Below are 24,224 nucleotides of genomic sequence, written 5' to 3' on the forward strand. Positions count from 1 at the left end.
GCGGACCCTCGACCTATTCCGCCGCCTGACTTTATCTCACCGAAATCTGCAAAAGGTTGCGTACGTTCGGTTTTCGATAGATGCTCACGTCGACCACACTTAGTTTGTGCATTAACTATTAACATGCGATATGGTCGTGCGGAAAGTTCTTGAGGCGGTATCGAGCACGAAAGAGGACGCGCGAGCATGACGACAACGGTGCCGGACGAGCGGACCGGAGAGTTGGAGCCGATTCCGGAGCGGCCGTACCCGAAGCGCCGTGATCCCAAGGGGTCGTGGATGTTCGACATGATCAAGACCACCGATCACAAGAAGATCGGGATCATGTACATGATCACGGCTTTCGTGTTCTTCCTGATCGGCGGCCTGATGGCCCTGTTCATGCGTGCGGAACTGGCTGTCCCCGGGATGCAGTTCCTCTCGAACGAGCAGTTCAACCAGTTGTTCACCATGCACGGCACGATCATGTTGCTGCTGTACGCGACGCCCGTCGTTTTCGGCTTCGCGAACTACATACTTCCGCTGCAGATCGGTGCCCCGGACGTGGCGTTCCCGCGTCTGAACGCATTCGGGTTCTGGCTCTTCACTTTTGGTGGTCTCATCGTTCTCGGCGGATTCCTTACGCCGGGCGGCGCTGCCGACTTCGGTTGGACCGCGTATACCCCGTTGTCGGGTGCGGTGCACAGTCCCGGCGTCGGCGCCGACCTGTGGGTCTTCGGTCTGACGGTCGGTGGCCTCGGCACCATTCTCGGTGCGGTCAACATGATCACCACCGTGATCTGCCTGCGCGCACCAGGTATGACGATGTTTCGGATGTCCATCTTCACGTGGAACATCTTCATCACCAGCATTCTGATCTTGATGGCGTTCCCGTTGCTGACCGCTGCGTTCATGGGTCTGTTCGTCGACCGTCACCTCGGTGGACACATCTTCGACCCTGCGTCGGGTGGAGTTCTGTTGTGGCAGCACCTGTTCTGGTTCTTCGGTCACCCCGAGGTGTACATCATCGCGCTGCCGTTCTTCGGCATCGTCTCGGAGATCTTCCCGGTCTTCAGCCGTAAGCCGATCTTCGGGTACACCGGATTGGTCTATGCGACACTGGCGATTTCAGCTCTGTCGATCGCGGTGTGGGCTCACCACATGTACGCGACGGGTGCTGTTCTCCTGCCGTACTTCTCGTTCATGACGTTCCTGATCGCCGTGCCGACAGGTGTGAAGATCTTCAACTGGATCGGCACGATGTGGAAGGGGCAGTTGACCTTCGAGTCGCCGATGCTGTTCTCGGTCGGCTTCTTGATCACCTTCCTATTCGGTGGTCTGTCGGGTGTCATTCTCGCGAGCCCGCCGATCGACTTCCATGTCACCGACACGTATTTTGTCGTCGCCCACTTCCATTACGTGGTCTTCGGTACGGTCGTGTTCGCCACGTACGCCGGTATCTACTTCTGGTTCCCGAAGATGACCGGTCGCATGATGGACGAGCGTCTCGGCAAGTGGCACTTCTGGACCACGTTCGTCGGTTTCCACGGCACGTTCCTCGTTCAGCACTGGCTCGGCGGCGAGGGGATGCCGCGTCGCTATGCCGACTACCTGCCCTCGGACGGGTTCACGGTGCTGAACTCGGTGTCCACGATCTTTGCCTTCGTGCTCGGTGCCTCGACGCTTCCGTTCATCTGGAACGTTTTCAAGAGCTACCGCTACGGCGAAGTTGTCACCGTCGACGATCCGTGGGGTTACGGAAACTCGCTGGAGTGGGCAACCACCTGCCCGCCGCCGCGTCACAACTTCACCGAGTTACCGCGCATCCGCAGTGAGCGTCCGGCGTTCGAGCTGCACTACCCGCACATGGTGGAGCGAATGAGGGCGGAAGCGCACGTGGGTCTCACCGGGCAACCCACGTCGACGTTGGAGAAGAGTGACGATCGTCGCCAGATTGATTAGTGCAATAATAGTTGCTGCACTAATTAATCTGATAACATCGGATTCATGACGACGAAGGCTCCGCAGACGCAGATGGATGATCCGCTGGCTCTCGACCGGCAGGTGTGCTTTGCACTTGCGGTCGCGAACCGGGCGGTGCTGTCCGTCTACCGGCCACTGCTCGAGCCGATGGGCCTCACGCATCCCCAGTACCTGGTGATGCTGGCACTGTGGGGAAAGTCGCCGATGGCGGTCAAGGAAATCGGGCAGGCACTGCAACTCGATTCGCCGACGCTGTCGCCGCTCCTCAAGCGACTCGAGGCGTCCGGGCTGATCACGCGAACCCGTAGCCGCGCCGACGAACGGCAACTGGACGTGGACCTCACCGAAGCCGGTGTGGCACTGCGCGCGGAGGCGGAGAAGATCCCGCCGGCGGTTGTCGCGAAGCTCGGCGTCAGCCTCGCCGAACTCGAAGAACTCCACAATGTTCTGACGCGGGTCAACGAGGCCGCGCTCCGCGCCGGAGCCTTGGACCAATGAGAGAAATGTGATGACTGCATCCGAAAGAAACGTGATGACTGCGTCAGTACCGTCGATGCGTACCGAACAGGTGACTTCCGTGACTTCCAAAAAGCAACGTACGAGCCCGAATCCTCTTCAGTGGTTGGGTTATTCAGTGGGGCGCAAGCTGCCCGATTCGATGCAGGACTGGGTACGAAACGACCTGATCGGTGACTGGGCCGTGCCGCGTCACCTGATCCGAAGCATGGTGCCGTTCATTCCAGTGTTCGCGGCCTTCATGCTCTTCCCCGGACCGTGGGCCCTGCGGGCATCGATGGTGCTGCTCGGAGTGCTTCTGGCACTGTTCTATTCGGTCTCCTACATGGCTCAGAACAGGTCGCGTCGCCTCGAGCGTCACGGTTTGCCTTCCGACCTCGAGAACCCGAAGAAGATCTCGCGCCACGACGCCGAGAAGGCCGCCTACGAGAAGTTGCACGGCGGCCCCGCGACGTAGACACCTCGGTCACATGCCGTGGAGGGCGCTGCCGCCGTTCAACTCGCAGACGCGTTGCTCCACGGTCGCCGAGAAGCCCCCTTCCGGCTCGGTCGAACGAAGAGCCGATTCGACGTCTTGCTCGACCAGATATCCGTTGATCGCGATTGCCGCGGTCGAACCTGCCGCCGCAGCATTGATTACCTGGGCGCGAGGGTCGACGACGTTGCCGGCGCCCCAGACGCCCGGAACGCTGGTGGCGCCGGAAGGGTCGACAACCGCGAATCCCGTAGGGCCGGTTTTGCACCCGAGTCGCGTCAGATGTGTGTCGTTCGGATTGAAACGTGGCGCAACGAACAATGCTGAGCGAGGGACCAACTGGCCGTTGTCGAGTTCGACGGCCCTCAGTTCGCCTCTCTCACCGATCAATCCAGATACCGATCCGTCGGCAACCGTCACTCCTCGGGCAGCCAGTCGCGCGCGTTCGTCGGGGGTGAGCGAGATCTTGTCGGGGAATAACGTCACATCCGACGACCACTGTCGGAGTAGAAACGCCTGGTGAAGTGACATCTCGCGAGCGTCGCCGCCGAGAACGCCGATCGGTTGGTCGCTGATCTCGTACGCATGGCAGTACGGGCAATGGAGCACGCTTTGTCCCCAAAGCTCCTGGATGCCTTGTATTTCCGGGAGTGAATCCCGTAGACCGGTGGCAACCAGCACAGTACGAGTTTCGAGCGTCGTGCCTCCTGAAAGTTCGACGACAAAGCCGGGTTCGATACCGCGCCAGGAGATGTCGACTACGTCATCTTGTGTCAATTCCACTCCGTACGTCTGCAATTCGCTGCGTCCGACGGCGAGCAACTCACGTGGCGCCATGCCGTCGCGCGAGAGGAAGCCGTGCATGTGTGCTGCCGGTGCGTTGCGCGGTTTGCCGGAATCGATGACGGCGACCGAGCGCCGAGCACGACCCAACACCAGGGCTGCGCTGAGTCCGGCGGCGCCACCGCCGACGATCACGGCGTCGAGGATCTCAGTTTCAGTGTGTGTTCGCATGAGCACAGATTGCTCGCGGAGGAGGTTCATCAGCAACTAATGTTGCCATTTCTGGGAATCGTCGTCAGACTCGGCACCATGAATGTCAACGGTCCGCACATCGATGCCGCCATCTCGCAGATCGGCGCGCGCCTCAAACGCATTCGTACACAGAGGAACGTCACGCTCACAGCGCTGTCCGAGTCCACCGGTATTTCGAAGAGCACCCTGTCGCGGCTCGAAGCGGGGGAGCGTCGCCCGAGCTTGGAGTTGCTGCTTCCGATCGCGCTTGCCCACCAAGTGCCGTTGGACCAACTGGTGGCGGCACCGCAGGTCGCCGATCCACGCATCCAGAGTGCGCCTCGAAGCGTCAGTGGGCGAACGGTATTGCCGCTGACTCGGCAACCGGGTGGGTTGCAGGCATTCAAGATGACCATCCCGGCAAGCCAGACGGAACCGGATCCCCAAGTGCACGACGGCTACGAATGGCTGTACGTGCTGTCGGGGAGGTTGCGGTTGGTGTTGGCCGATCACGACATCGTGATGGGTACGGGTGAAGCTGCTGAATTCGACACCCGAAACCCGCATTGGTTCGGCAGTGACGGGCGCGGCCCGGTCGAGGTACTGAGTCTGTTCGGCCCCCAAGGAGAACGCATCCACGTTCGGGCCAAGCCTTCGGCGAAGTGAAGGACAGTCATACTTTCATTCGGTACTGCCGGAAGCGAAGAGGACAGTGAGGATCTGTGCGAATCGAAATTGACGACCTGAGTCGGGATGCGGTCCGTGCTCTACTCACCGAACATCTCGCCGACATGCACGCGACCTCGCCCGCGGACAGCGTTCACGCGCTGGACGTCACGGGGCTGATGGATAGCTCTGTGACCATGTGGACGCTGTGGAGCGAAGGTGACGAGTTACTCGGTTGCGTCGCACTCAAGGAACGGTCGTCGGCGGGCGGCGAGATCAAGTCGATGCGAACGGCATCGGCAGCAAGGGGGCGTGGCGTGGGAACGCGACTTCTTCAACACGTCGTGGACGAGTCGAGACAACGAGGTTACCGGCAACTCGAATTGGAGACCGGTACGCAAGAGTTCTTCGATCCAGCTCGCCGGTTGTACGCGAAATTCGGGTTCGTGCCTTGTCCACCGTTCGGGAACTACCGCGAAGACCCGAACAGCGCATTCTTCGTTCTCACCTTGTGAGCAGCTCGCACGCTACAGCATCTTGGCTGTGATGCGTCGTACTGCACTGTCGGAGTCCATGATTGCGGTGTCGAGCACCAGCCGTTCCGTAGTCCACGGCTCGTAGTCTCGATCCAGAATTTCCTGCCACGTCGGTAGTACGAGATCCGGGATGTCGACGACTCGCCGTTCAGCGCGTCTGCGATGCTCGTCGGGATCCGAACAGATGACCTCGACACCGAGCAGGCGCGCCGAATTATGTTGTGCGGTAGCGGACCAGGCGTTTCGTGTCGCCTCGACGGGGTTGACGCATTCGACCACGACCGAAAGTCCCAGTCGCAATTGTTCGGCGGCGAGCGCGTACCCGGTGATGTATCCAGCGGTCCCGGACGCGTCAGCGATACCGCTGCGGATCAGCGTCTGTTCGATGGTATCGATCCGCACGAAGGGGATTTGGTGACGCTGCGCAAGCGCCCGCGCGATCGTCGACTTGCCGGTGGCCGGCAAACCACCGATCACGACGAGCGTTGCGCGGGTCGATGGCTGGGGGTTGTGTCCGGCATCCACCATCCCCGAAATGTACGGGGCGTTGTCGATTTACGTGAACTCGCCCCGTACTCTGCTCAGTTCGAGATCGCGAACTCTCGTGCTTCGAACGCCAGATCGTCGGCGGCGGATTCCATTCGTGCCGTCGCGCGGTTGGGTGCTGTCAGCACTGCGACAATCGGAACTGCCAACGCCAGCAGGCCGAGAACGAAGACAGGGAAGAGGAACGAGAACACTTCGAGTCCCTGTGGCGCCGGGGCTGCCGCGTCGTGAACAACCTCGACAGCGGCCATTCCGGTGTAGTGCATACCGACGACGGCGATGCCCATGATGATTCCGGCGACAAAACGCAGAATCGTGGACTCGAGCACCATGGTGAACCACAGTGCAGCGGTTCCGGCGACGACTGCGATGAGAACCGACAGTGCAACGAAGAGCAGGTCGTAGTGGATCTCGCCCTGAAAGCGCAAGGCGCGCATACCCGTGTAATGCATGATGTTCACGGCGAGACCGGTTACCACGCCCCCGATCAGAAGCCGCGTCCAGCGAAATTCGGTCCCGATGATCAGCAGGCCGACAAACACGGCCCCTACTGAGATGATCGCGGAGATCACGGTCCATCCGAGGTTGTATCGAATGGGACTGCCGGGGACTGCGAATCCGAGCATGGCGATGAAATGCATGAGCCAGATGGCGACGCCACCGATCGACAAGGCAGCCATGGCGAGCCATCGCATGCGTGTGGCGGTTGTCGTCGCCGACGCTGAATGCCTGGTGCACGCCAGGCCGACTACCGACCCGACCACGGACACGACGTAGGCGAGTCCGAGCAGCCAGATTCCCATCGAGAAATGGTGCATTTCATCCGACATGCCAGTTCCTTTCGGCGACGATTCGCATCTGGTGATTCATCTAGACGACTGCTTCAGCTGCAAGTCGTTCGAGGGAGTATTCGGTGACGGCGATCAGCGCGCGTTTGGCTGATTCGCGGTTTCGGGCGTCGATCTCGATCATGGGAACCCGGTTGGGTAGAGCCAACGCCTGGCGGAGATCGCTCGCCGAATGGATTGGCGCGCCGTCGAAACGGTTGACCGCCACGATGAACGGGAGGCCTCGCGCCTCGAAGAAGTCGACTGCGGCGAAGCTGTCTTCCAGGCGACGCGTGTCGACCAGAATGACCGCACCGATCGCACCGGTGATCAGGTCGTCCCACATGAACCAGAAGCGGCGCTGTCCCGGGGTTCCGAACAGATAGAGGACCAGGTCGTCGGCGAGAGTGATGCGCCCGAAGTCCATCGCGACCGTCGTGGTGCTCTTGTCGGGAGTGGATCCGAGATTGTCGATACCGTCGCTGGCGTCGGTGACCATGGCCTCCGTGCGAAGGGGGACGATTTCGGAGACGGTCCCCACAAGTGTTGTCTTGCCAACACCGAAACCCCCGGCGATCACGATTTTTGTCGATTTCACGCGAGACGATGAGTCAGAGTGCCCGAAGTCCACTGAGGGTCCTTTCGATCAGTTCGCGTCGCTCGACTCGAGATGCGTCGCTTCGCAGAGTGGCATGTATTTCCAGTGATCCGGCTACTACGAGGTCGGCGACCAGTACCCGCACGACTCCGATCGGAACACCCAGGTGGGCAGCGATCTCGGCAACCGAGATCCGCTGCTCGCAGAGTGCGACGATCGATGCACGAATATCCTGCGGTGCAAGATTGTTCGAGACCGCGTCTTCGATCGTCGCGATGATCGCTTCGAGTGGGAGGTCGATGGACGGCAGGGTCCGACCTTCGGTGAGCGCGTACGGCCGGACCAAGCTCGGTTCGGCGTCGTCGTACTCGGATTGATGGTGAGGCATCGAACTCAAATACCCTGCGATGTTCTCGGGGCAATGTCCATGGTGGTGCCGACGCGATCGACGAGAGTCGCCATTTCGTAACCGATCTGGCCGATGTCGCATCCGGCGACAGCGAGAGCAGCAAGGTAAGCGCCACTACCGACGCCCATGAGAAGCAGGTAGCCGTTCTCCATCTCGACGACGGACTGCATGACGGCTCCACCGTCGAAGAGGCGTGACGCCCCCGCGGACAGGCTGGCGAGTCCGGAAGTGACAGCGGCTAATTGATCGGCCCGATCGAGCGGAAGATGCGTGCTCGAGGCCGTCAACAACCCGTCGGCTGAGACGATGATCGCGTGACTCACACCCGGCACGTCTCGGGCAAAAGCCGAAACCAGCCAGTCGAGTGCGCGGGGAGTCTCTTGGGCTCCGACAGTGTTCACTGTTCTCCTTCATCGTTGTGCAACATCGTGGACGCTTCGAAAGACTGTCCGCCATCGGGCTGATGGTCGGCAGCGCGCCGACGCCCTCGTTGTACTCCGGATTGGTAACTGCTCCAACCACGTTGGACGTCCGCCGGATTGGATGCATGGCGCTGTGTCGTTCCACCTCTCCCGACTGCGCCGGGAACCAGGCGGGCTCCGCGGTCTCGAATGGGAAGTCCGGAATCGGCGATCTTGGTGACCGGCATCTCGAACGAGGTCCGAGCGGCCAGCCAGCCTTGATCCGCGTCGGTGGTCCACGCACTGCCGGTGGAAGCAGCTGACGTCTCCGCCGTCGGGTCCACGAGCCACTCGGACACCATCCGGGCGAAAATCGGCATCGTGGTCGGGGCAGCGAGTACGCCGTTCGAGTTGCCCTCTCCCGCGCCGTCAGCGCGCGCCGATGCGCGAGCAGAGAGCCCGTCACGGGTGCGCGAGGAGAAGAACGCCGCAGTATTTGTCGGCGTCGGGGCTGAGAGCCGGTGCCGTGGCGGCGGGGTTGTCGACGGGTGTGGACCCACCGGGATCTCGGGACCCTGTGCCGGCGAGGTGAATTCCGGCGAAGGAGTACGCACGGGAAGGGACGTCGATGCGCTTGTGCCTTCGGGATCGGGCAGAGGAGCGAAGGACGACACGGAGGTGGCGGGTGCAGCAGTGGTCGGAGTCGAGGTACTGACCGCCGGTACTCCACTTGTGCCCGGAGTGCGACGTGGCAACCCCGAAGGCGCTGTTGTCGTGGGAATGGATTGCGGTGTGATCGGGGCGAACGTCTCAGTCCGGTCGGTGCTGTTGCTGGGCGTTCGACGCGGGAGATCTGCGAAACTTCTGGTCGCAGGCTGCGGGGGTGCCAATTCGGTCGGGACGGGCTTTGACCAGGACGGTTCAGACGGTGCGGGCGGCGGAGTCCGATCGAGCGTGGGCACGGGTCCGGTTCGCGGCGTGCGGATCTCGGGTCCCCGAGAAGAATCGAGTATCGACGTCGGTAGGAGCACCGTTGCGGTGATGCCGCTGTGCGTCGACGACGTTGCCGTCGGGCGCAGGCGCACAGAGATGTTGTAGCGACGACTGATTCGGCTCACGACGAACAAACCCATGCGACGCGCTGTATCCGCGCTCATCTCGCCGCCGGCGGCGAGGCGCTCGTTGGCATCGAGGATATCGGCAGGCGACATGCCGATACCGAGATCTGCGATCTCGACGATCATGGAGCCGTCGATGGTGCGGGCAGCGTTGATGGAGACGGTGGTCTCCGGCGGGGAGTACCGCAGAGAATTGTCGAGCAGTTCAGCGATGAGGTGAACGACGTCCGGGGCAGCATGACCGGTGACGACTCCGGGCGGTATCTGCCCGAGTTCGACGCGTCGATATTCCTCGACGCCTGATACCGCCGCACGAAGGATATCGCCGAGAGCGACGGGGGCGGTTCTGGCGCGGCGTACATCGGTTCCGGCGAGAACCAACAAGTTGTCGCCGTTTCTACGCATTCTCGCGGCGATGTGGTCGAGCCGGAACAGATTCTCGAGGCGACGAGGGTCGTCTTCGTCCTGCTCCAACTGTTCGATCAAACCGAGTTGCTGGTCGACGAGGGACTTGTTACGCCTCGACAGCGTTTCGAACATGTCGTTGACCTGGCGCCGCAGGGTGGCCTGCTCGCCGGCCAGCGTGATGGCCTGACCGTGCATGTCGTCCACCGCGCGTGCAAGCTCGCCGATTTCCTCGTGGGTGCGGATCGGTACACGGGCGAAGTCGACGTCGTCGATACTGGCACCTGCGCGAATTCGTTCGATCGCGTCGGGGAGTCCGCGTCGTGCTGCTTGCAATGCGGCAAATCGCAGCCGACGGATCGGATCGATGAGCGATCGGCTGATGACGAGGGCGATGGCCAGTGCCAGCAGGACCGCGCCGAGCACGATTGCAGTGTCACGAAGTGCTGCGGTTCGTGCTGCATTGGATTCAGCGGTGACGGTATCGCCGAACTCGGTGACGGTGGTGTCGGTCAGGCTGTTGTACTGGTCGTTTCCGGATTTCAGATCGGTACCGACGCGGCTCCCCAGAGGAGAGGTCGACGGGGTTGATCCGAGTGCGTTGATCCGGTTCTGAGCAGAGTTGCTGAGGGTCCGGACGGTGTCGTTGCTCCCGTCGATGGCGAGAATGTTGTTCAGAGCGACCAGTTCGGCACCGGCGGCACTGACCATCGAGGTACGAGCCTGCTGGTCCGGATCACCTGAGCCGAAGAGGATTCGTTGTTCGGCCAGTGCTCGTCGCGCATCCCAGAGTGCTGAGAGTCGGCCACCCTCTTCGCGCAGCGCCGGACGCTGAGAATGCTCGACGACGCTGGTGAAGGTGCTCGAGAGTGCGCGAGAGACTTCGCCGACCCGCGAAACCAAGCGTGCGGGAGCCACCGCGCCGGCGGCGACCTCTTCCGTGATGGAACGGCTCTCTGCGAGCGCCGAAGTCACTTGGTCGTTGAGGTCGTCGTCGGACTGGAACGCGCGCGCGGCGTCGACCAGTTGATCCATTGCGTCCGAAACCGCTTGTGTGGCGGGGCCGGTGTCAGTGCGTGCCGATGCGGCTTCGGCGAGCTCGTACAGCGCGGATTCGAGATTGATCGCGGCGGGCACAGCGAGGGCGCGCTCGGACGAGGAACTCAGCTGTGCGGCTTCTTCGAGTTCCGTCTGAACGCGAAGGGCTCCGAGGACGACGGCGACGATCATCGGCAATGCGAGAACGGCGATGACCTTCCATCCCAGGCGCCATTCGCCGATCGACCACCAAGAGGTTGTCGTGTGTGAATCGTGTTTCATGCGGAACATGGCCCCTTCACGTCAACCCCCCGTGGGTCATTGCCCGAACCCCTTCGATCCGGTTTGACCAGAAGGGGTAGTTAGCTGAACGGTAACAGACTGTTCGCTGGCTCGCTACATCCCAGTTGGCTTCTTGGATCGCCGATGACTATATCCGGATTGTAAGGCCAGGTGAAAGGGTAAACGGACAAGTGCGGCGAATGGGATAGCCGGATAGTCCAATTTGGTAGCTCGGCGAGTAGTGCTGCCCGGGAATTCGTGGAACTCACGGCAAGCATCTGGCTCGTGTCCCGACATCGAGGACACGTCCGAACGAGGCGCACACGCATGTCAGAATGTGGAAACCGCACCGATGACCGAATTGAGCTTGGAGCCATAGTGAGTGGAACTGCTCGCGACGCGTTGCGCGCGATCGCCGAACTGCTCGCCCCTGACAGCGCTGCTGTCATCGATCGTGTGACTCTCGCGATCGACCAACCGGAACGGTATGTCGAAGTACAGAACGAGTTGTACTCACAGACGCTCGAGAAGCCACACCCGGAAATGGCGTGGTTTGCTCTCGTCGACGCATTGCACGAACAAGAACGCCTGGTCTGGGTGGACTGGAACGAGGATGCTGCCGAGGTTCTGGGTCAGCTGCGAGTGCTCACGTCGGCGCCGGCGGGATCGTGGGAGTGGGCGGACAGTCTTGTCGTGGCCTTCGATCGAGCTGCTGGACTCGAATCGCTTCTCGCTCGTATCGGCGACAACATCACCGATACGGGCGTTTCACTTGCCTGGCTCGACAGCGACAGCGATACGTTTCTCCTCGCGCTCGTCCCGAGTGTTCACGGTGCAACGCTCGTCGAACTCGCGCTGGCAACCGGGCACTGCGTGCGCGTGTTCTAGAGTCTCAGCGTTTGCCGAGCAGGCGGCGCAATCCTTCGATTCGATCGCTCAGTCTGGGCGGCGTGCGCTCGGGATCCATCAGTGCATTTTCAGCGAGCACGTGGTCTTCGCCGTCGACTGTGTTCCGGTCGAATTCGCGCAGACTGCGAGCGTCGGAGGTCGAGAGAGCGCGAACCGTCGACAACAGTGACTGCTCACCCGACGCGTCGTCGACTTCTTCCTCGGTGACGTCGAGGTGCTCGCTGAGTAGCCGGCGCCTCAATCCGATGATCGAGGCGCGCAACTCGACATCTGCGTCGTCGTCGGATTCGACGGCGATGTCGCACTCGGTGTCGAAGCCCATCGAACGGTTGTTGAGATTCGACGACCCGATTCGCAGGAGGCGATCGTCCATCACGAGAACCTTGGCGTGTACGTAAATAGGTGCGCCAGAAGAGGTCACGGGATAAAACGCACCGAAACGGTCGTGGATATCGGCCGACCACAGCAAATGCAGCAGGTCGTGGCGTGCCCCGTCCATCGCCTTTTGTTCGAGCCATCCATCGGCGTTGCGCGGAATGACCAGAACGATTTCCGGTCCGTCGTCCTCACGCAGGCGCGCGGCAATCGCCTCGGCCAGCGTGCGTGATGCGAGGTACTGGCTTTCGATGTAAAGCGTGTGTTCGGCGCCGGCGATGGCGGCGAGATACAGCGCCTCGATCTCACGAACCTCCGCGCGCTCGCCGAGTTCCGGCAATGTTCTGGCGACGGCTACGTCGACCACCCGCAAGGTGGGAGCCAAATTGACGGGCCACGGAGTCGCAGTGCTCTTGACCGGTGTCAGATCCTCGCCGGTTGCGGATTTCCAGCGTGCCCGCGCCAATTCGCCGATGGCCGCAGCCGCATTGCCGTCGACCGCCGTGGTTGCGTCATGCCAAGGGCCGTAACGCCTTCCGCTCGGCGTGATTCGATAATCGTTTCGGTCGACGTGATCCGAGGTGTCCCAGCGGTCCACAGTCATGTCGATGCCGCCGCAGAACGCCAGAGCGTCGTCGATGACGATGATTTTCTGATGGTGCGCCGCACCAACCGGGTGGGCGCCGTCGATCTCGAACCGTAGGCGCTCGTCGGTCAGCCAGTTGGACACGAAGACGGGAGTCATGCCGCGGCCGATTGCGGTGAACGCGCCGATGTTCCATTTGAGTACGAGGATTTCGAGGTCGGGTTTCTCGCGGACGAGCCAGCGGAGGAACATTCCCAACCGGTTGGGGCCGTCGAGAGTCTGCTCGCCTGGTTCGAGTTTGATGCGCGTGTCGAAGTCCCAGCCGATCAACATGATTCGCTTTTCAGCTTGCAGCATTGCGGACTTCGCATGATGAAAGTAGTCGGCGGCGTCGACGATGCAGGCAAGATTGTCCGCCGGTTCGATGCGCCAGCAGGTTTCGCCCGGAACAAGGATTCTGTTCATTCGCCGATTCCCAGGTACGCGGTCAGTTCGCGCGCTGCCGCTTGGCCGGCGCGGTTGGCTCCGATCGTCGACGACGACGGTCCGTATCCCACCAGGTGCACGCGAGGGTCGGCTTCGACCTGCGTGGCGAGGCGCCCGGTCATCGGGATTCCGCCACCCGGTCCGCGCAGGTGCAACGGCGCCAGGTGATCGAGTGAGCTACGAAAACCGGTGCACCACAAGATGACATCGGCGTCGGCGACGGTACCGTCGGCCCACTTCACGCCGTTCGGAAGAATTTCGGAGAACATCGGCAGTCGATTCATCACACCACGCTCACGTGCTGCCCGGATGGCAGGCGTTACCGGGAGGCCGGTCACCGAGACAACGGATCCCGGTGGCAGGCCGCGTCGTACACGATCTTCGACCATGGCAACCGCAGCGCGGCCGATGTCCGGCGTGAACGGCTCGTCGCGGAACTCGGGTTCGCGCCGCGTCACCCAGGTAGTGGTCGTGACGCGTGAGATCTCGTCGAGCAGTTGGACAGCCGAGATCCCGCCGCCGACCACGACGACATGTTTGCCTTCGAACTCGGCAGCGGTTCGATAGTCCTTCGTGTGCAGTTGTCGGCCACGGAACGACTCGGCCCCGCGATAGTGGGGGATGAAGGGCCGCTCCCAGGTCCCCGTCGCGTTGATCAAGCCTCGCGCCGCGAATACTCCCCGGTCGGTCTCGATCCGCAGGCGCTCTTCCCTCGGACACACCACTCGCGTGTGTACCGGGCGGTGGACGGGAAGTTCGAATTGCTTTTCGTACAGTTCGAAGTAGTGGGGGACCGCCACCGATGCAGGCACCTGTTCGGCGTCTGTACCGGTGGTTTCCGCGAAGGACATTCCCGGGAGGTCATGGACGCCGTTGACGGTGCTCAGTGTCAGGCTCGGCCAACGGAACTGCCACGCCCCGCCCGGCCCCGACGCATGATCGAGCACCACGAACCCCGATTCGGGCTCGATTCCGAACTTGCGCAGGTAGTACGCGGCGGAGAGTCCGGCCTGTCCGGCGCCGATCACCACCACGTCAACCGGGTGTGGTTGCTGTGCGGCAAGGTCGTCTGTACTCATCGGTAATCTAACCTCCTGATGTACAGAACTTAGCTGCAGAGAAGTATGCGGACGGTATCGGCGCCTTGGAACATCCCTGTGTCGAGCCTTCCAGAAACGAAAGTGAGCGGACATGATCGGGTTCTCCCGTGACGGCAACGTCGTGACCATCGAGTTGCAGCGTCACGAGCGTCGTAATGCGCTCAGCGCGGAACTCTGCATCGCAATACGGGACGCGATGAACGCGGCGGTAGCCGAGCACGCGCATGTCGTCGTCATCACCGGTGAGGGATCGGCGTTCTGTGCAGGCGCGGACCTTTCCGGCGACGTCTACATGGAGGGCTTCACCGATCGCCTGTTCGAGATGCTTCGCTCTATCGACACGGCGCCCATCCCCGTCATCGCTGCCGTCAACGGTCCGGCCATCGGCGCGGGCACGCAACTGGCCATCGCGTCGGATCTTCGCGTCGTAGCGCCGAGCGCTCGCTTCGGAATCCCGGCCGCCACCCTCGGTGTCTCGGTGGACAAGTGGACGATGCGTCGGCTCGCGTCGCTGGTCGGCGGCGGTCCCGCGCGCACCATTTTGCTCGGCATCGAACAGATCGGCGCCGAAGAAGCCTTCACTCGCGGCCTCGCCAACAAAATCGGAACCCTCGACGACGCTCAGGAATGGGCACACCGCATCGCGAATCTCGCACCGCTGTCGTTGCGGCACATGAAGATGGTTCTCAACGACGACGGCACCATGGAGGAGCAGTCTCCCGAGCAGCTCGACGCGCTTCACGCCGCCTGGCTCAGCGAGGACGTCCAGGAAGCCCGCGCTGCCCGCATCGAGAACCGCCCTCCCGTATTCAAGGGTAAGTAAAGCTGGTTGCAGGGAAAACAGGCGCCGGGCACGCAGGGCAGATAGTGGCTACGCTCGTCTGAATGAAGAAGACGACGGTTCTCGGAGTTGCTGCTGTTGCCGCGGCGACGGGGTGGGTGGCGCGAGCCGCATGGGGCATCCCGACGCAGATCGGGGCCTCGCGAAGCACGGTGCAACCGTATGCGGCGATGTCCCCGCGATACCGGGACCGCCAGTTCCACAACTCGGAGCCCAGCAGCACACTGGTTCCGGGCACCGATGATGCTCTCCTGAGAGTCAAGCTGCTTTTCGATGGTGTCGGGTGTTCGGGGTGATGGTCTGCGGTCCAGGGTTGAGGAGGTAGTAGACCTCGCGAGCCAGGTAGCGTTTCAGGCACCGAATGGTTTCCAGTTTCGAGTGGCCTTCGCTGGTTTTCTTCTCTACGTAGGCCTGGGTTTTCGGGTCGAGTCGAATGCGGCCGATGACGGCCAGATGCAAGGCTCGGTTGGCTTGGCGGTCACCGCCGCGATTGAGGCGGTGGCGTTGGGTCATGCCAGAAGATGCGGGTAGCGGCGCGACACCGCATAGCATCGCGAACGCGGCTTCGGATTTCATTCGATCGGAATTGTCGCCGGCGGTGACAAGCATTTGTCCGGCGACTTCGATACCGATTCCGACGCGCTCGAGTAGTTGAGGTGCGAGGGCTTTCACGATCGGGTTGATCAGTTCGTCGAGATCGGCGATCTCGTCGGTCAATTCGAGATAGCGGCGAGCCAGGGATTTCAGCGAAACCCGGTAGGCGGTCACAGGATCGGTAGCGTTCGAGACATCCGGCCGCCACGCGGCGAGGAGGCGTATCAGCTGCATCCGCGTCAGATCGCGGACCTGCTCGCGCAGCTCGTCGGGAGCGGAGATGATCGTCATCCGCAATAGTTGCAGCGCACTGCGCCGCTCTCGTACCGAATGGGCTCGGGTCACCCTCAACACACGAAGTGACTCGACGGCACCGTCTTTCGATTTCGGGGTGGTGGTGCGCCGGTTGGTTTTGGCTGCACGCGCTGCGTTAATGGCATCGAGGTCGTCGTTTTTGCCCTTACGGCGGCGGTCCGAGCGATCGGGGCGGTCCACCTCGAGTACCGTCACGCCGGCTTTCGCGAGGTGGCGGGTCAGCCCAGCTCCGTAGGAGCCAGTGCCCTCAATACCGATCCGGATCAGATTGCCGTACTCGCCGATCCAGGTCAGCATGGTTCGATACCCGTTTCGGGTGGTCGGAAAACTGCGAGTTCCGAGGACGTTGTCGTCGGTATCGATCACCGCGGCGACGTGCAGTTCTTTGTGGGTATCGACTCCGGCGAACACTTCCCGGTCTTGATCGAGATCGGCTTTGTCAGGCATCCTTGTCATGTCGCTTTCCTCTCCGTTGACCGATGAGCAAGGCGGCGCCGCGCATCGACCGAACCGGCGGACAAGACAGTGATGAGCACCTGGTGGTGCAGGCTCTCCTCAGGTCACCCCGACGGTGAGGCGTAGCGCCTCACCGGGGGTTCCCAGGAACCGACAAATCCAAGGAAAGACATACGATCGTCGATCGGAGTGCGGGTCAGGAACACTGGGAACTCCCGGCACCAGCATTCTCTCGTCTCCATGCGTTAACGGTCAGGAAATCCGAAAACACCGGCACAAACAGTCTCACTGTCGGAATGTTCAAGTCGATGGCTACGAGAGGGTCGACGGGTCGGCCGCGTCAGCCGATTCCGTTGGCCACTCCGCTGGCACCGGCGGCAGCCGGCGACGCGGCGGTGACGTGGTACGGCCATTCGAGCGTTCTCGTCGAGGTCGACGGCTACCGCGTTCTCGCCGATCCGGTGTGGAGTGAACGCGTATCGCCCTCGGCCACAGTAGGTCCCGCACGCATGCACCCCACTCCGGTGGCTTTGACCGAACTGCCTGCAGTGGATGCGATAGTCATCTCTCACGATCACTACGACCATCTCGACATGGCTACGGTCAAGACCCTGACTCGTACACAGACCGCTCCGTTCGTCGTGCCGATCGGTATCGGGGCTCACCTGCGGCACTGGAAGGTGCCCGAGAACCGGATCGTGGAACTGGACTGGGACGAGTCGACCAAGATCGGCGACCTGGTCCTCACGTGCACGGAGGCTCGTCACTTCTCCGGTCGTGGCCTTGTCCGGAACACGACCCAGTGGGCGTCGTGGGTATTCGCCGGGCCGAAGCACCGGGTCTTCTTCGGTGGTGACAGCGGATACACATCACGTTTCGAACAGCTGGGTGAAACCTATGGGCCTTTCGATCTGACGCTTCTCCCCGTCGGTGCGTACGACGTGCGCTGGCCGGACATCCACATGAATCCGGAAGAGGCAGTGCAGACGCACATCGACCTTAACAAGGGCGACGGGTCGCGCGGTGTCTTCGTCCCGATTCACTGGGCGACGTTCAACCTCGCGTTTCACTCGTGGTCGGAGCCGATCATTCGCCTCGACGAGTCGGCCGCAGAGGCGGGCACAACAGTGTCGGTCCCGATGCCGGGCGGCAGGATCGACGCGTTGTCACCGACACCGCCGTCGAAGTGGTGGATACCGCTGGGCTGACTGCGGCCCGTGCTCGAAAGTCACCCGGTATCTTCCTCAATCCAGTCGGATTCCGAACCAACCCCCACGTTGGTACTGCAGTTGATGTGTCACTTGTTCACTGGTGAGGTCGGGATCGGGTTGTCGTTTCGGTTCCCATAGTTGTGTGACACTTTCGGATGCGGATGCGATGCCTTCTCCGTCGAGGGTGACAACCTTCTCGTCCATTCCCAGCTGAGGCCATGCAGTTGCGACATCGATCGGCCCGGCAGGCGGTATCGGAGCCAGCAAATACTCACCGCGCACTGAGCCCGAGCGGCTTTCAGCCGTGCGTAACTCCAGCAGCGAGCCTCGCGTTCTTTGCGCGGTTGTCACCGATGATCCGTCCGCGAAACCGAGGCCGAGGAGTAGCGGCGCGCTGAAATGTGTGAACGTGGGACGCCCGTCGTAAGTGCCGAGACTCAGCGAGAGTGCCGGATCCTCGTAGCGGGCATCAATCGCGAACATCATCCCGAACGAGTAAACCCGAATCGCCGACAACCAGACAACCACGTTGTCGGTCCGGTTGAGGTCGAGAGAAATCTGCAGGTCGACGGGCCGTTCGCACCGAAGCGCCTCGTCTAGACCGTTGTAGACGTATTTCATACCGTTCCTCGATGGCCTTCTCTGCTCGTTCCGACCAGCATCGCAGAACCGCGGCGCACGGGTGTGATCTTCGTGTAGCCGTCATTGCCACACGAGTCCGACCCTGATTAGTTGCTCCGGGTGCGTAATCTTTGACCATGGCTCACGAGCACACCAGTTCAGAAGAGACAGCAGTGGCGGTAGCCCCTGAGCGATTGCCGGACGACGTCGACGTCGCCCGCGGTCTGACCGCCGATCAGGTTGCAGCAAAGATCGCGTCGGGACAAACCAACGATGTACCGGACCGGGCGTCCCGCTCGGTCAAGGACATCATTCGCGGCAACGTCTTCACTCGCATCAACGCGATCCTGACCGTGTTGTTGGTGATCGTGCTCGCGACGGGGTCGATCATCGACGGCATGTTCGGACTGCTGATCATCGCGAACAGCGGTATCGGCATCATTCAGGAGATCCGCGCCAAGCGCACGCTCGACGCTCTGGCCATCGTGAGTCAGGCCAAGCCCATGGTCAGGCGTGACGGCGTTGCCGTGGCGATGGCGCCCAAAGATGTTGTGCTCGACGACATTATCGAACTCGGATCCGGCGACCAGATAGTCGTCGACGGTGAGGTGGTCAGTTCGGCCGCACTCGAGGTCGACGAATCGCTGCTCACCGGTGAGGCCGATCCGGTTCACAAGGCGAGTGGCCAGCAAGTGTTGTCGGGCAGTTTTGTTGCCGCGGGCAGCGGTGCATACCGCGCCACCAAGGTCGGCGGCGATGCATACGCGGCCAAGCTGGCCGAAGAGGCGAGCAAGTTCACCCTCGTGCATTCCGAACTGCGTAGCGGCATCGACAAGATCCTGAAGTTCATCACCTACCTGATGATTCCGGCGGGTGCGCTGATCATCTTCAATCAGCTCTTCACGATCGGCCTGCCGATCCGACCGGCACTCAACGGCATGGTGGCAGCTCTGGTTCCGATGGTTCCCGAAGGCCTTGTGCTCATGACGTCCATTGCATTTGCGGTCGGTGTGATCCGGTTGGGCAAGCGCCAGTGCCTCGTTCAGGAGTTGCCGGCGATCGAGGGTCTAGCTCGTGTCGACGTGGTGTGCGCGGACAAGACCGGAACGCTGACCGAGAACGGTATGCGGCTGTCCGAGGTCGACGTCGCACCGGGTGGATCGGGGGAGACTGCGGTCAAGTCCGCGTTGAGCGCGATGGCCGCGTCCGATCCTCGCCCCAACGCGAGTGTCCTGGCGATTCGCGAGTCTCTCTCCGACGACTCCGGGTGGGGCGAAGCGACAGCGGTGGCGCCGTTCTCCTCGGCGAAGAAGTGGAGCGGCCAGTCGTACGGCAGTCACGGCAACTGGGTACTCGGTGCCCCGGACGTGCTGCTCGATCCCGACTCGGAAATGGCCCGCAAGGCCGAGGAAGTGGGTTCGAGCGGACTTCGTGTCCTCATGCTCGGCAGCAGCGACCTCCCCGTCGACGACGCCGACGCCCCTGGCACCGTCACCCCCGAAGCTCTGGTCGTGCTCGAGCAGAAGGTGCGCCCGGACGCCCAGGAGACGTTGGAGTACTTCGCCAGCCAGAAGGTCGCGGTCAAGGTCATTTCCGGCGACAACGCGGTTTCCGTCGGCGCCGTTGCCGGATCCCTCGGACTCGAAGGCGGCGACCGTCCCATCGACGCGCGAGAGCTGCCGAGCGATCAGGAAAAGCTGGCGGACACTCTCGACGGAGCAACGACGTTCGGTCGAGTGCGACCGGATCAGAAGCGGGAAATGGTCGCGGCCTTGCAGTCTCGCGGACATACCGTCGCGATGACCGGTGACGGCGTCAACGACGTGCTCGCCCTCAAGGACGCCGACATCGGAGTCTCGATGGGTTCGGGCAGCCCGGCTACCCGAGCCGTGGCCCAGATCGTGCTGCTGGACAACAAGTTCGCGACGCTCCCGTACGTCGTCGCGGAAGGCCGCCGAGTGATCGGCAACATCGAGCGTGTGTCGAATCTGTTCCTGACCAAGACCGTCTACTCGGTGGTGCTTGCGTTCCTGATCGGCATCACCGGCGTCCTGTCCCAGGTCTTCGACTTCGAACCGCTGCCGTACCCGTTCCTGCCCCGCCACGTCACGATCGCAGCGTGGTTCACGATCGGTATCCCGGCCTTCATCTTGTCTCTGGCACCCAACAACGAGCGCGCGCGAACCGGTTTCGTCTCGCGCGTGATGCGTCTGGCGTTGCCGTCGGGCCTGATCATCGGCATCACCACGTTCATCTCCTACGTATTGGCTTACCAAGGCCCGGACCAGACGGAAACCCAGAAGATCCAGGCCGGAACCAGTGCGCTCATCACGTTGATCATGATCGCCGTGTGGGTTCTGGCCGTCGTGGCTCGGCCGTACGTCTGGTGGAAGCTCGTTCTGATCGGCGGGTCGGTGGCCGGATACCTCATCCTGTTCGCGCTGCCGTTCACCCGCGAGTTCTTCAAACTGGATCCGAGCAACGTCGCTGCGACGACGCTCGCGATCACCCTCGGCGCGATCGGCGTTGTACTCGTGGAACTCTCGTGGTGGATCAGCGCACGCCTGCACGGGGAGAAACGAAAGATGTTCGCGACACCCGACGACCTGCCCGGCGAGCATCACCATGCCCACAGTGAGTGAGTAGTTTCAGCGCCTGAACATCTGCACCCAGGCAATGCGATCGCCGCCGCGCTTCTTGGCTCGGTACATCGCATTGTCTGCGTGCTCGATCAGTTCGTTTACAGCTCGATCCGGTAAGTCCGTCTCGGGACTCAGATAGACGCTGACGCCGGTACTGGCGGACACAGGATAGGGATCGGAGTCGGACGAGACCGCCGAATGTATCTCGGTGGCGACCTGCTCGATATCTCCTCGATCGACTCCGCGCAGGACGACGAACTCGTCTCCACCGATTCGAGCCACCACCGCATCGGGTCCGGCGGCAGCGAGGAGGCGGTCGGCGACAGCGGTCAACGCGTCGTCGCCCGCGACGTGGCCGTGTGTGTCGTTGAGGTTTTTGAACGAGTCGACGTCGATGAGTAGTGCGATCAGAGCCTGCGTTCGATCACTGCGCAGCAGATGCTGTGCCTCGTCCTGGAGTCCGCGGCGATTGAGTGTCGCGGTGAGGTAGTCCCGGTGGGCGTTGCGTGCGTCGTCGGTCAGGCGCAGCCAGACGATCTGCAGAATCCATGCGGTGGAGAAAACCACACCGGCAACCATCAGATAGAGATTCACGACCACCCAGTCGTCGTTGACCGGCTCGGACATCGCCATGGCAGCGAGCGTCGTGCAGACAGCAAGAGCCCAACCGATGTGGCTGATGGCAACGCGAGGGCTGTGAACTATCGCCGCATAGAAGCCGATCATGATGAACAAGATGCAGCCGATGGTTCCGACGAAAGCGGTGCGTACGGCGAAGAAGAGAGTGACGGCGAGCCACAGGTCGGCCCAGACGACAAAGGCCACGGATTGTCGCCAAGTTGGCCACGATTCATTACGCGCCCAGCGGTAGCCCGCATAGGCGCCACTGATAGTTCCGAGGGCGAAGATCGACCGCGCCAGGGCGGTGTCGGAACCGAAGCGGCTCAACTGCATGGTCGCCGCGATCAGGGCGAAGAGAAAACACCACACCGCGACTAATTTGCGTCCGGGAACGGTCAGCCCGCGAGTGTCGAGGAATCGGGGGAGCCAGGTGTAATCGGTGCGATCCGACCACCACCGGGACAGCAGTTCACGCGTGGGGTAGGGGTCGCTCCCCGTCCCGCGCAGTCCTGCATTCAAACCGGGCACCTGTCGATGTCGATGGGTGGTCAATCAGCTATTGGCGGGTTAACGCTACCTCGAGTTGCGCACGGCTCGAACGCACGGACCTGCTTTCTGGCGCAGAGGCCGTCGACCTGTGAGAATCGAAGGGCGCGGAGGAACGATTCCGCCGAAGGATGTGCGTCAGCACCGGGAGAGGACACGGACATGGGTTTCTTGGACAACGTCAAGGGATTGGTCGAAAAGGGCCAGGAGCTCGCAGCGGAGAACTCCGACAAGGTTCACGACGCTATCGACAAGGTAGCCGACATCGCCGACGACAAGACCGGCAACAAGTACGGCGATCAGATCGACAAGGCAGCTGAGGCCGCCAAGAAGGCTGTTCCCGAAAAGCAGTAGTACCGGATTCGGCATACCGTTTTTCGGTAGCACCGTTGCTCAGGGGCCCGTCACCGAAAAGGTTGCGGGCTTCTGTGCGTCCGCTAGGTGAACTCCCAGGGTCGGCGGGCAGAATGAACGCGTGAACTTCACCTGGATTCTGCTGGTCGTCATTGCCGCCATCGCAGTCACCGGGCTGTCCAATCGACGAAACCTGCAGGCTCCGCTGGTTTTGGTGACGGTAGGTTCGGTCGCATCCTTCATACCCGGTATGCCGCGGCCGGAACTCGATCCCCACGTCATTCTCGGTGTGGTCCTGCCGCCGCTTCTCTACTCGGCCGCTCTGAAATTCTCGGTGGCGACCTTCAAACGCAACTTGGCCCCGATCCTGCGCCTCGGCGTCGGAATGGTGTTGGTGACGGCGTTCGTGGTTGCCTTCTTCGCCGAATGGATGGTGCCCGAGTTCACGATCGGCGCCGCCCTGGTGCTCGGGGCCGTGATCGCGCCGACCGACGCCGTCAGCGCGGTGGCGGTCGGTCAGAAGCTCGGGCTCCCGAAACGGGTGATAGCCATCCTGACGGGCGAGGGGCTCGTCAACGACGCCACCGCGCTCACGCTCTTCACCGTCGCCGTCGCAGCAGTGACCGGAACGCGAATTGCCACCGATTCGCCCCTGTTTTTCTTCGCGTACGAAGTGATCGGCGGCGTTGTCGTCGGCTTGGTGCTCGCGTTTGTCGTCAAGTTCGTTCGTGCCCGCATGTACGACTCTCCACTGGAAACCGGCTTGGGGTTGGTGCTTCCGTTCGCTGCCTACCTGGCCGCCGAAGAACTACACGCGTCCGGTGTTCTGGCCGTTGTGGTCGCTGGTCTGGTGATCGGGCACTATTCGACGGACGCGTCGATCATGACGCGATTGCAGGAGCGCTCGGTGTGGTCGAGCCTGGACACTCTTCTCGAGATGTTCGTCTTCGCATACATGGGGCTCCAGCTGAGCTTCGTGATCGACGATGTTGTCGCCGACGGACTTCCGGTGCTTCACGTGTTCGCGTACGGTCTCGCAGTCCTGGCCGTTGTCATCGTGATTCGGCCGGTGTGGCTGTTCCTGAGCTACTCGCGTGTGCGATTCGGTGTAACCCTGCGCCGTGATCGCGAGAATCAACTGACGTGGAAACAGAATCTGGTGGTCTCGTGGGCGGGAATGCGCGGCGTCGTCACTCTTGCTGCGGCCGGCGGTATCCCGTTTGCACTCTCGTCCGGCGAGCCGTTCCCCGGACGCGGCGTCATCCAGGCGATCGCGTTCATCGTCGCGGTCGGGACATTGCTCATCCAGGGATCTACCTTGCCGTTCATGATCCGTCGCCTCGACGTCGCGGATCCTTACGAGCAGTTGCGCACGCAGGAACAGATGGAGTTGGCCCGCAACATTTCTCGCAAGGCGGGAGAGAAGGCGTTGGCAGACGCGGCCGCGCACCCTCCGCCGGGGATCGACGGGAAGGAACTGCAGGCGATCGTCGAACGCGTACGACGCTCGATGCAGGCGAGGCTTCAACTCCAGGAGGTCGACGAGGACGCCGATCGCGAGGCCGCCTTGTGGAATGCGGGAGCTCTGTTCGACAAGTTCCGGCATCAGTCACTGCGCTCGCAACGAGTTGCGCTGATCGCCGCACGTGACGACGGAGATCTCGACGACGAGGTATTGCGTACCGTATTGGAAGGACTCGACATCGAAGAGGCCGCAGCAGAGGAACGTGTCAGGCGTCGCCGAGCAGGTAGCGGTGCGGGCAAATAGAGGGGA

Annotated in this window: 23 protein-coding genes and 1 pseudogene; 12 read left to right on the top strand and 12 right to left on the bottom strand. The window is 62.1% G+C overall.

The features are described from left to right. The first annotated feature begins 186 nt into the window (after window positions 1–186). The 3 genes from ctaD to YH3_RS19040 are packed head-to-tail and all read left to right on the top strand — an operon-like array spanning window position 187 to window position 2,935. On the top strand, window positions 187–1,941 hold the full coding sequence (gene ctaD / locus YH3_RS19030) for a cytochrome c oxidase subunit I (protein WP_046379038.1): 1,755 nt from the start codon (window positions 187–189) through the stop codon (window positions 1,939–1,941). A 45-nt stretch (window positions 1,942–1,986) separates the two neighbouring features. After that, on the top strand, window positions 1,987–2,460 hold the full coding sequence (locus YH3_RS19035) for a MarR family winged helix-turn-helix transcriptional regulator (protein WP_003939892.1): 474 nt from the start codon (window positions 1,987–1,989) through the stop codon (window positions 2,458–2,460). A 55-nt stretch (window positions 2,461–2,515) separates the two neighbouring features. Further along, window positions 2,516–2,935, top strand: coding sequence for a DUF5313 family protein (locus YH3_RS19040; protein ID WP_042451127.1), 420 nt, complete (start codon window positions 2,516–2,518; stop codon window positions 2,933–2,935). A gap of 9 nt (window positions 2,936–2,944) precedes the next feature. On the opposite strand, the gene YH3_RS19045 is transcribed toward YH3_RS19040, so the two are convergent. Beyond that, on the bottom strand, window positions 2,945–3,973 hold the full coding sequence (locus YH3_RS19045) for an NAD(P)/FAD-dependent oxidoreductase (RefSeq protein ID WP_064444227.1): 1,029 nt from the start codon (window positions 3,971–3,973) through the stop codon (window positions 2,945–2,947). A gap of 33 nt (window positions 3,974–4,006) precedes the next feature. Here YH3_RS19045 and YH3_RS19050 point away from each other — a divergent pair, with 33 nt between their 5' ends. Together YH3_RS19050 and YH3_RS19055 are read left to right on the top strand one after the other, a co-directional pair. After that, on the top strand, window positions 4,007–4,633 hold the full coding sequence (locus YH3_RS19050; protein ID WP_003940282.1) for a helix-turn-helix domain-containing protein: 627 nt from the start codon (window positions 4,007–4,009) through the stop codon (window positions 4,631–4,633). A gap of 56 nt (window positions 4,634–4,689) precedes the next feature. Beyond that, window positions 4,690–5,148 carry a GNAT family N-acetyltransferase gene (locus YH3_RS19055; protein WP_064443864.1) on the top strand — a complete coding sequence of 153 codons (459 nt, stop codon included), beginning with the start codon at window positions 4,690–4,692 and terminating at the stop codon, window positions 5,146–5,148. Window positions 5,149–5,160: 12 nt separating this feature from the next. Here YH3_RS19055 and YH3_RS19060 read toward each other — a convergent pair whose 3' ends face one another. From YH3_RS19060 to YH3_RS19085, 6 genes are read right to left on the bottom strand one after another with little or no spacing between them, the layout of a single operon-like run. After that, on the bottom strand, window positions 5,161–5,697 hold the full coding sequence (locus YH3_RS19060; RefSeq protein WP_064443865.1) for an AAA family ATPase: 537 nt from the start codon (window positions 5,695–5,697) through the stop codon (window positions 5,161–5,163). Between the two features lie 53 nt (window positions 5,698–5,750). After that, complete coding sequence (locus YH3_RS19065; protein WP_003939865.1) at window positions 5,751–6,545, bottom strand: MHYT domain-containing protein; 795 nt, start codon at window positions 6,543–6,545, stop codon at window positions 5,751–5,753. A gap of 40 nt (window positions 6,546–6,585) precedes the next feature. After that, window positions 6,586–7,173 carry an ATP/GTP-binding protein gene (locus YH3_RS19070; RefSeq protein ID WP_003940118.1) on the bottom strand — a complete coding sequence of 196 codons (588 nt, stop codon included), beginning with the start codon at window positions 7,171–7,173 and terminating at the stop codon, window positions 6,586–6,588. After that, window positions 7,154–7,528, bottom strand: a complete 375-nt coding sequence (locus tag YH3_RS19075) for a DUF742 domain-containing protein (protein ID WP_007727785.1) — start codon at window positions 7,526–7,528, stop codon at window positions 7,154–7,156. The genes YH3_RS19070 and YH3_RS19075 overlap by 20 nt, the downstream gene beginning before the upstream one ends. A 5-nt stretch (window positions 7,529–7,533) precedes the next feature. Then, window positions 7,534–7,950, bottom strand: coding sequence for a roadblock/LC7 domain-containing protein (locus YH3_RS19080; RefSeq protein ID WP_003940329.1), 417 nt, complete (start codon window positions 7,948–7,950; stop codon window positions 7,534–7,536). Then, a complete protein-coding gene (locus YH3_RS19085) occupies window positions 7,947–10,793 on the bottom strand; it encodes an ATP-binding protein (RefSeq protein ID WP_238592652.1) in 2,847 nt (948 codons plus the stop codon). The genes YH3_RS19080 and YH3_RS19085 overlap by 4 nt, the downstream gene beginning before the upstream one ends. A 378-nt stretch (window positions 10,794–11,171) precedes the next feature. Between YH3_RS19085 and YH3_RS19090 the strand changes: the two genes are divergently transcribed. Next, window positions 11,172–11,681: a hypothetical protein gene (locus tag YH3_RS19090; RefSeq protein WP_064443867.1), complete on the top strand. Its 510-nt coding sequence runs from the start codon at window positions 11,172–11,174 to the stop codon at window positions 11,679–11,681. 4 nt (window positions 11,682–11,685) lie between these two features. Here the strand turns inward: YH3_RS19090 and YH3_RS19095 are convergent, their stop codons facing one another. Beyond that, window positions 11,686–13,128 carry a phospholipase D-like domain-containing protein gene (locus YH3_RS19095; RefSeq protein ID WP_064443868.1) on the bottom strand — a complete coding sequence of 481 codons (1,443 nt, stop codon included), beginning with the start codon at window positions 13,126–13,128 and terminating at the stop codon, window positions 11,686–11,688. Continuing rightward, window positions 13,125–14,228 carry an NAD(P)-binding domain-containing protein gene (locus YH3_RS19100; RefSeq protein WP_054188849.1) on the bottom strand — a complete coding sequence of 368 codons (1,104 nt, stop codon included), beginning with the start codon at window positions 14,226–14,228 and terminating at the stop codon, window positions 13,125–13,127. The genes YH3_RS19095 and YH3_RS19100 overlap by 4 nt, the downstream gene beginning before the upstream one ends. 112 nt (window positions 14,229–14,340) lie before the next feature. Here YH3_RS19100 and YH3_RS19105 point away from each other — a divergent pair, with 112 nt between their 5' ends. Together YH3_RS19105 and YH3_RS35600 are read left to right on the top strand one after the other, a co-directional pair. Then, window positions 14,341–15,072, top strand: coding sequence for an enoyl-CoA hydratase (locus YH3_RS19105; protein WP_003940192.1), 732 nt, complete (start codon window positions 14,341–14,343; stop codon window positions 15,070–15,072). Between the two features lie 62 nt (window positions 15,073–15,134). Continuing rightward, on the top strand, window positions 15,135–15,386 hold the full coding sequence (locus YH3_RS35600; RefSeq protein ID WP_238592653.1) for a hypothetical protein: 252 nt from the start codon (window positions 15,135–15,137) through the stop codon (window positions 15,384–15,386). On the opposite strand, the gene YH3_RS19110 is transcribed toward YH3_RS35600, so the two are convergent. After that, window positions 15,349–16,455, bottom strand: a complete 1,107-nt coding sequence (locus tag YH3_RS19110) for an IS110 family transposase (protein ID WP_082920510.1) — start codon at window positions 16,453–16,455, stop codon at window positions 15,349–15,351. The genes YH3_RS35600 and YH3_RS19110 overlap by 38 nt on opposite strands. A 254-nt stretch (window positions 16,456–16,709) precedes the next feature. Here YH3_RS19110 and YH3_RS19115 point away from each other — a divergent pair. Further along, a pseudogene (locus YH3_RS19115) lies at window positions 16,710–17,663 on the top strand (MBL fold metallo-hydrolase); the annotation flags it as partial. A gap of 36 nt (window positions 17,664–17,699) precedes the next feature. Here the strand turns inward: YH3_RS19115 and YH3_RS19120 are convergent. Beyond that, the gene (locus YH3_RS19120) at window positions 17,700–18,287 is read right to left on the bottom strand and encodes a hypothetical protein (protein WP_064443869.1); all 588 of its coding nucleotides are present in this window, start codon (window positions 18,285–18,287) and stop codon (window positions 17,700–17,702) included. 137 nt (window positions 18,288–18,424) lie between these two features. On the opposite strand from YH3_RS19120, the gene YH3_RS19125 reads away from it, so the two are divergent. Continuing rightward, a complete protein-coding gene (locus YH3_RS19125) occupies window positions 18,425–20,929 on the top strand; it encodes an HAD-IC family P-type ATPase (RefSeq protein ID WP_064443870.1) in 2,505 nt (834 codons plus the stop codon). Between the two features lie 6 nt (window positions 20,930–20,935). Here YH3_RS19125 and YH3_RS19130 read toward each other — a convergent pair whose 3' ends face one another. After that, window positions 20,936–22,078, bottom strand: a complete 1,143-nt coding sequence (locus tag YH3_RS19130) for a diguanylate cyclase (RefSeq protein ID WP_064074000.1) — start codon at window positions 22,076–22,078, stop codon at window positions 20,936–20,938. Between the two features lie 180 nt (window positions 22,079–22,258). On the opposite strand from YH3_RS19130, the gene YH3_RS19135 reads away from it, so the two are divergent. Further along, the gene (locus tag YH3_RS19135; protein ID WP_003940164.1) at window positions 22,259–22,450 is read left to right on the top strand and encodes an antitoxin; all 192 of its coding nucleotides are present in this window, start codon (window positions 22,259–22,261) and stop codon (window positions 22,448–22,450) included. A 121-nt stretch (window positions 22,451–22,571) separates the two neighbouring features. After that, the gene (locus tag YH3_RS19140) at window positions 22,572–24,218 is read left to right on the top strand and encodes a Na+/H+ antiporter (RefSeq protein ID WP_064443871.1); all 1,647 of its coding nucleotides are present in this window, start codon (window positions 22,572–22,574) and stop codon (window positions 24,216–24,218) included. The last annotated feature ends 6 nt before the right edge of the window (window positions 24,219–24,224 follow it).

The sequence above is a fragment of the Rhodococcus sp. YH3-3 genome (assembly GCF_001653035.1).
GTDB lineage: Bacteria > Actinomycetota > Actinomycetes > Mycobacteriales > Mycobacteriaceae > Rhodococcus_F > Rhodococcus_F qingshengii.

Excerpts from the sequence above, each read along its gene's own strand:
- YH3_RS19065 (WP_003939865.1), bottom strand. The coding sequence starts at position 6,545 with ATGTCGGATGAAATGCACCATTTCTCGATGGGAATCTGGCTGCTCGGA.
- YH3_RS19035 (WP_003939892.1), top strand. The coding sequence starts at position 1,987 with ATGACGACGAAGGCTCCGCAGACGCAGATGGATGATCCGCTGGCTCTC.
- YH3_RS19100 (WP_054188849.1), bottom strand. The coding sequence starts at position 14,228 with ATGAGTACAGACGACCTTGCCGCACAGCAACCACACCCGGTTGACGTG.
- YH3_RS19110 (WP_082920510.1), bottom strand. The coding sequence starts at position 16,455 with ATGACAAGGATGCCTGACAAAGCCGATCTCGATCAAGACCGGGAAGTG.
- YH3_RS19120 (WP_064443869.1), bottom strand. The coding sequence starts at position 18,287 with ATGAAATACGTCTACAACGGTCTAGACGAGGCGCTTCGGTGCGAACGG.
- YH3_RS19050 (WP_003940282.1), top strand. The coding sequence starts at position 4,007 with ATGTTGCCATTTCTGGGAATCGTCGTCAGACTCGGCACCATGAATGTC.
- YH3_RS19105 (WP_003940192.1), top strand. The coding sequence starts at position 14,341 with ATGATCGGGTTCTCCCGTGACGGCAACGTCGTGACCATCGAGTTGCAG.
- YH3_RS19040 (WP_042451127.1), top strand. The coding sequence starts at position 2,516 with ATGCGTACCGAACAGGTGACTTCCGTGACTTCCAAAAAGCAACGTACG.
- YH3_RS19125 (WP_064443870.1), top strand. The coding sequence starts at position 18,425 with ATGGCTCACGAGCACACCAGTTCAGAAGAGACAGCAGTGGCGGTAGCC.
- YH3_RS19060 (WP_064443865.1), bottom strand. The coding sequence starts at position 5,697 with ATGGTGGATGCCGGACACAACCCCCAGCCATCGACCCGCGCAACGCTC.
- YH3_RS19095 (WP_064443868.1), bottom strand. The coding sequence starts at position 13,128 with ATGAACAGAATCCTTGTTCCGGGCGAAACCTGCTGGCGCATCGAACCG.
- YH3_RS19085 (WP_238592652.1), bottom strand. The coding sequence starts at position 10,793 with ATGAAACACGATTCACACACGACAACCTCTTGGTGGTCGATCGGCGAA.
- YH3_RS35600 (WP_238592653.1), top strand. The coding sequence starts at position 15,135 with ATGAAGAAGACGACGGTTCTCGGAGTTGCTGCTGTTGCCGCGGCGACG.
- ctaD (WP_046379038.1), top strand. The coding sequence starts at position 187 with ATGACGACAACGGTGCCGGACGAGCGGACCGGAGAGTTGGAGCCGATT.
- YH3_RS19135 (WP_003940164.1), top strand. The coding sequence starts at position 22,259 with ATGGGTTTCTTGGACAACGTCAAGGGATTGGTCGAAAAGGGCCAGGAG.
- YH3_RS19075 (WP_007727785.1), bottom strand. The coding sequence starts at position 7,528 with ATGCCTCACCATCAATCCGAGTACGACGACGCCGAACCGAGCTTGGTC.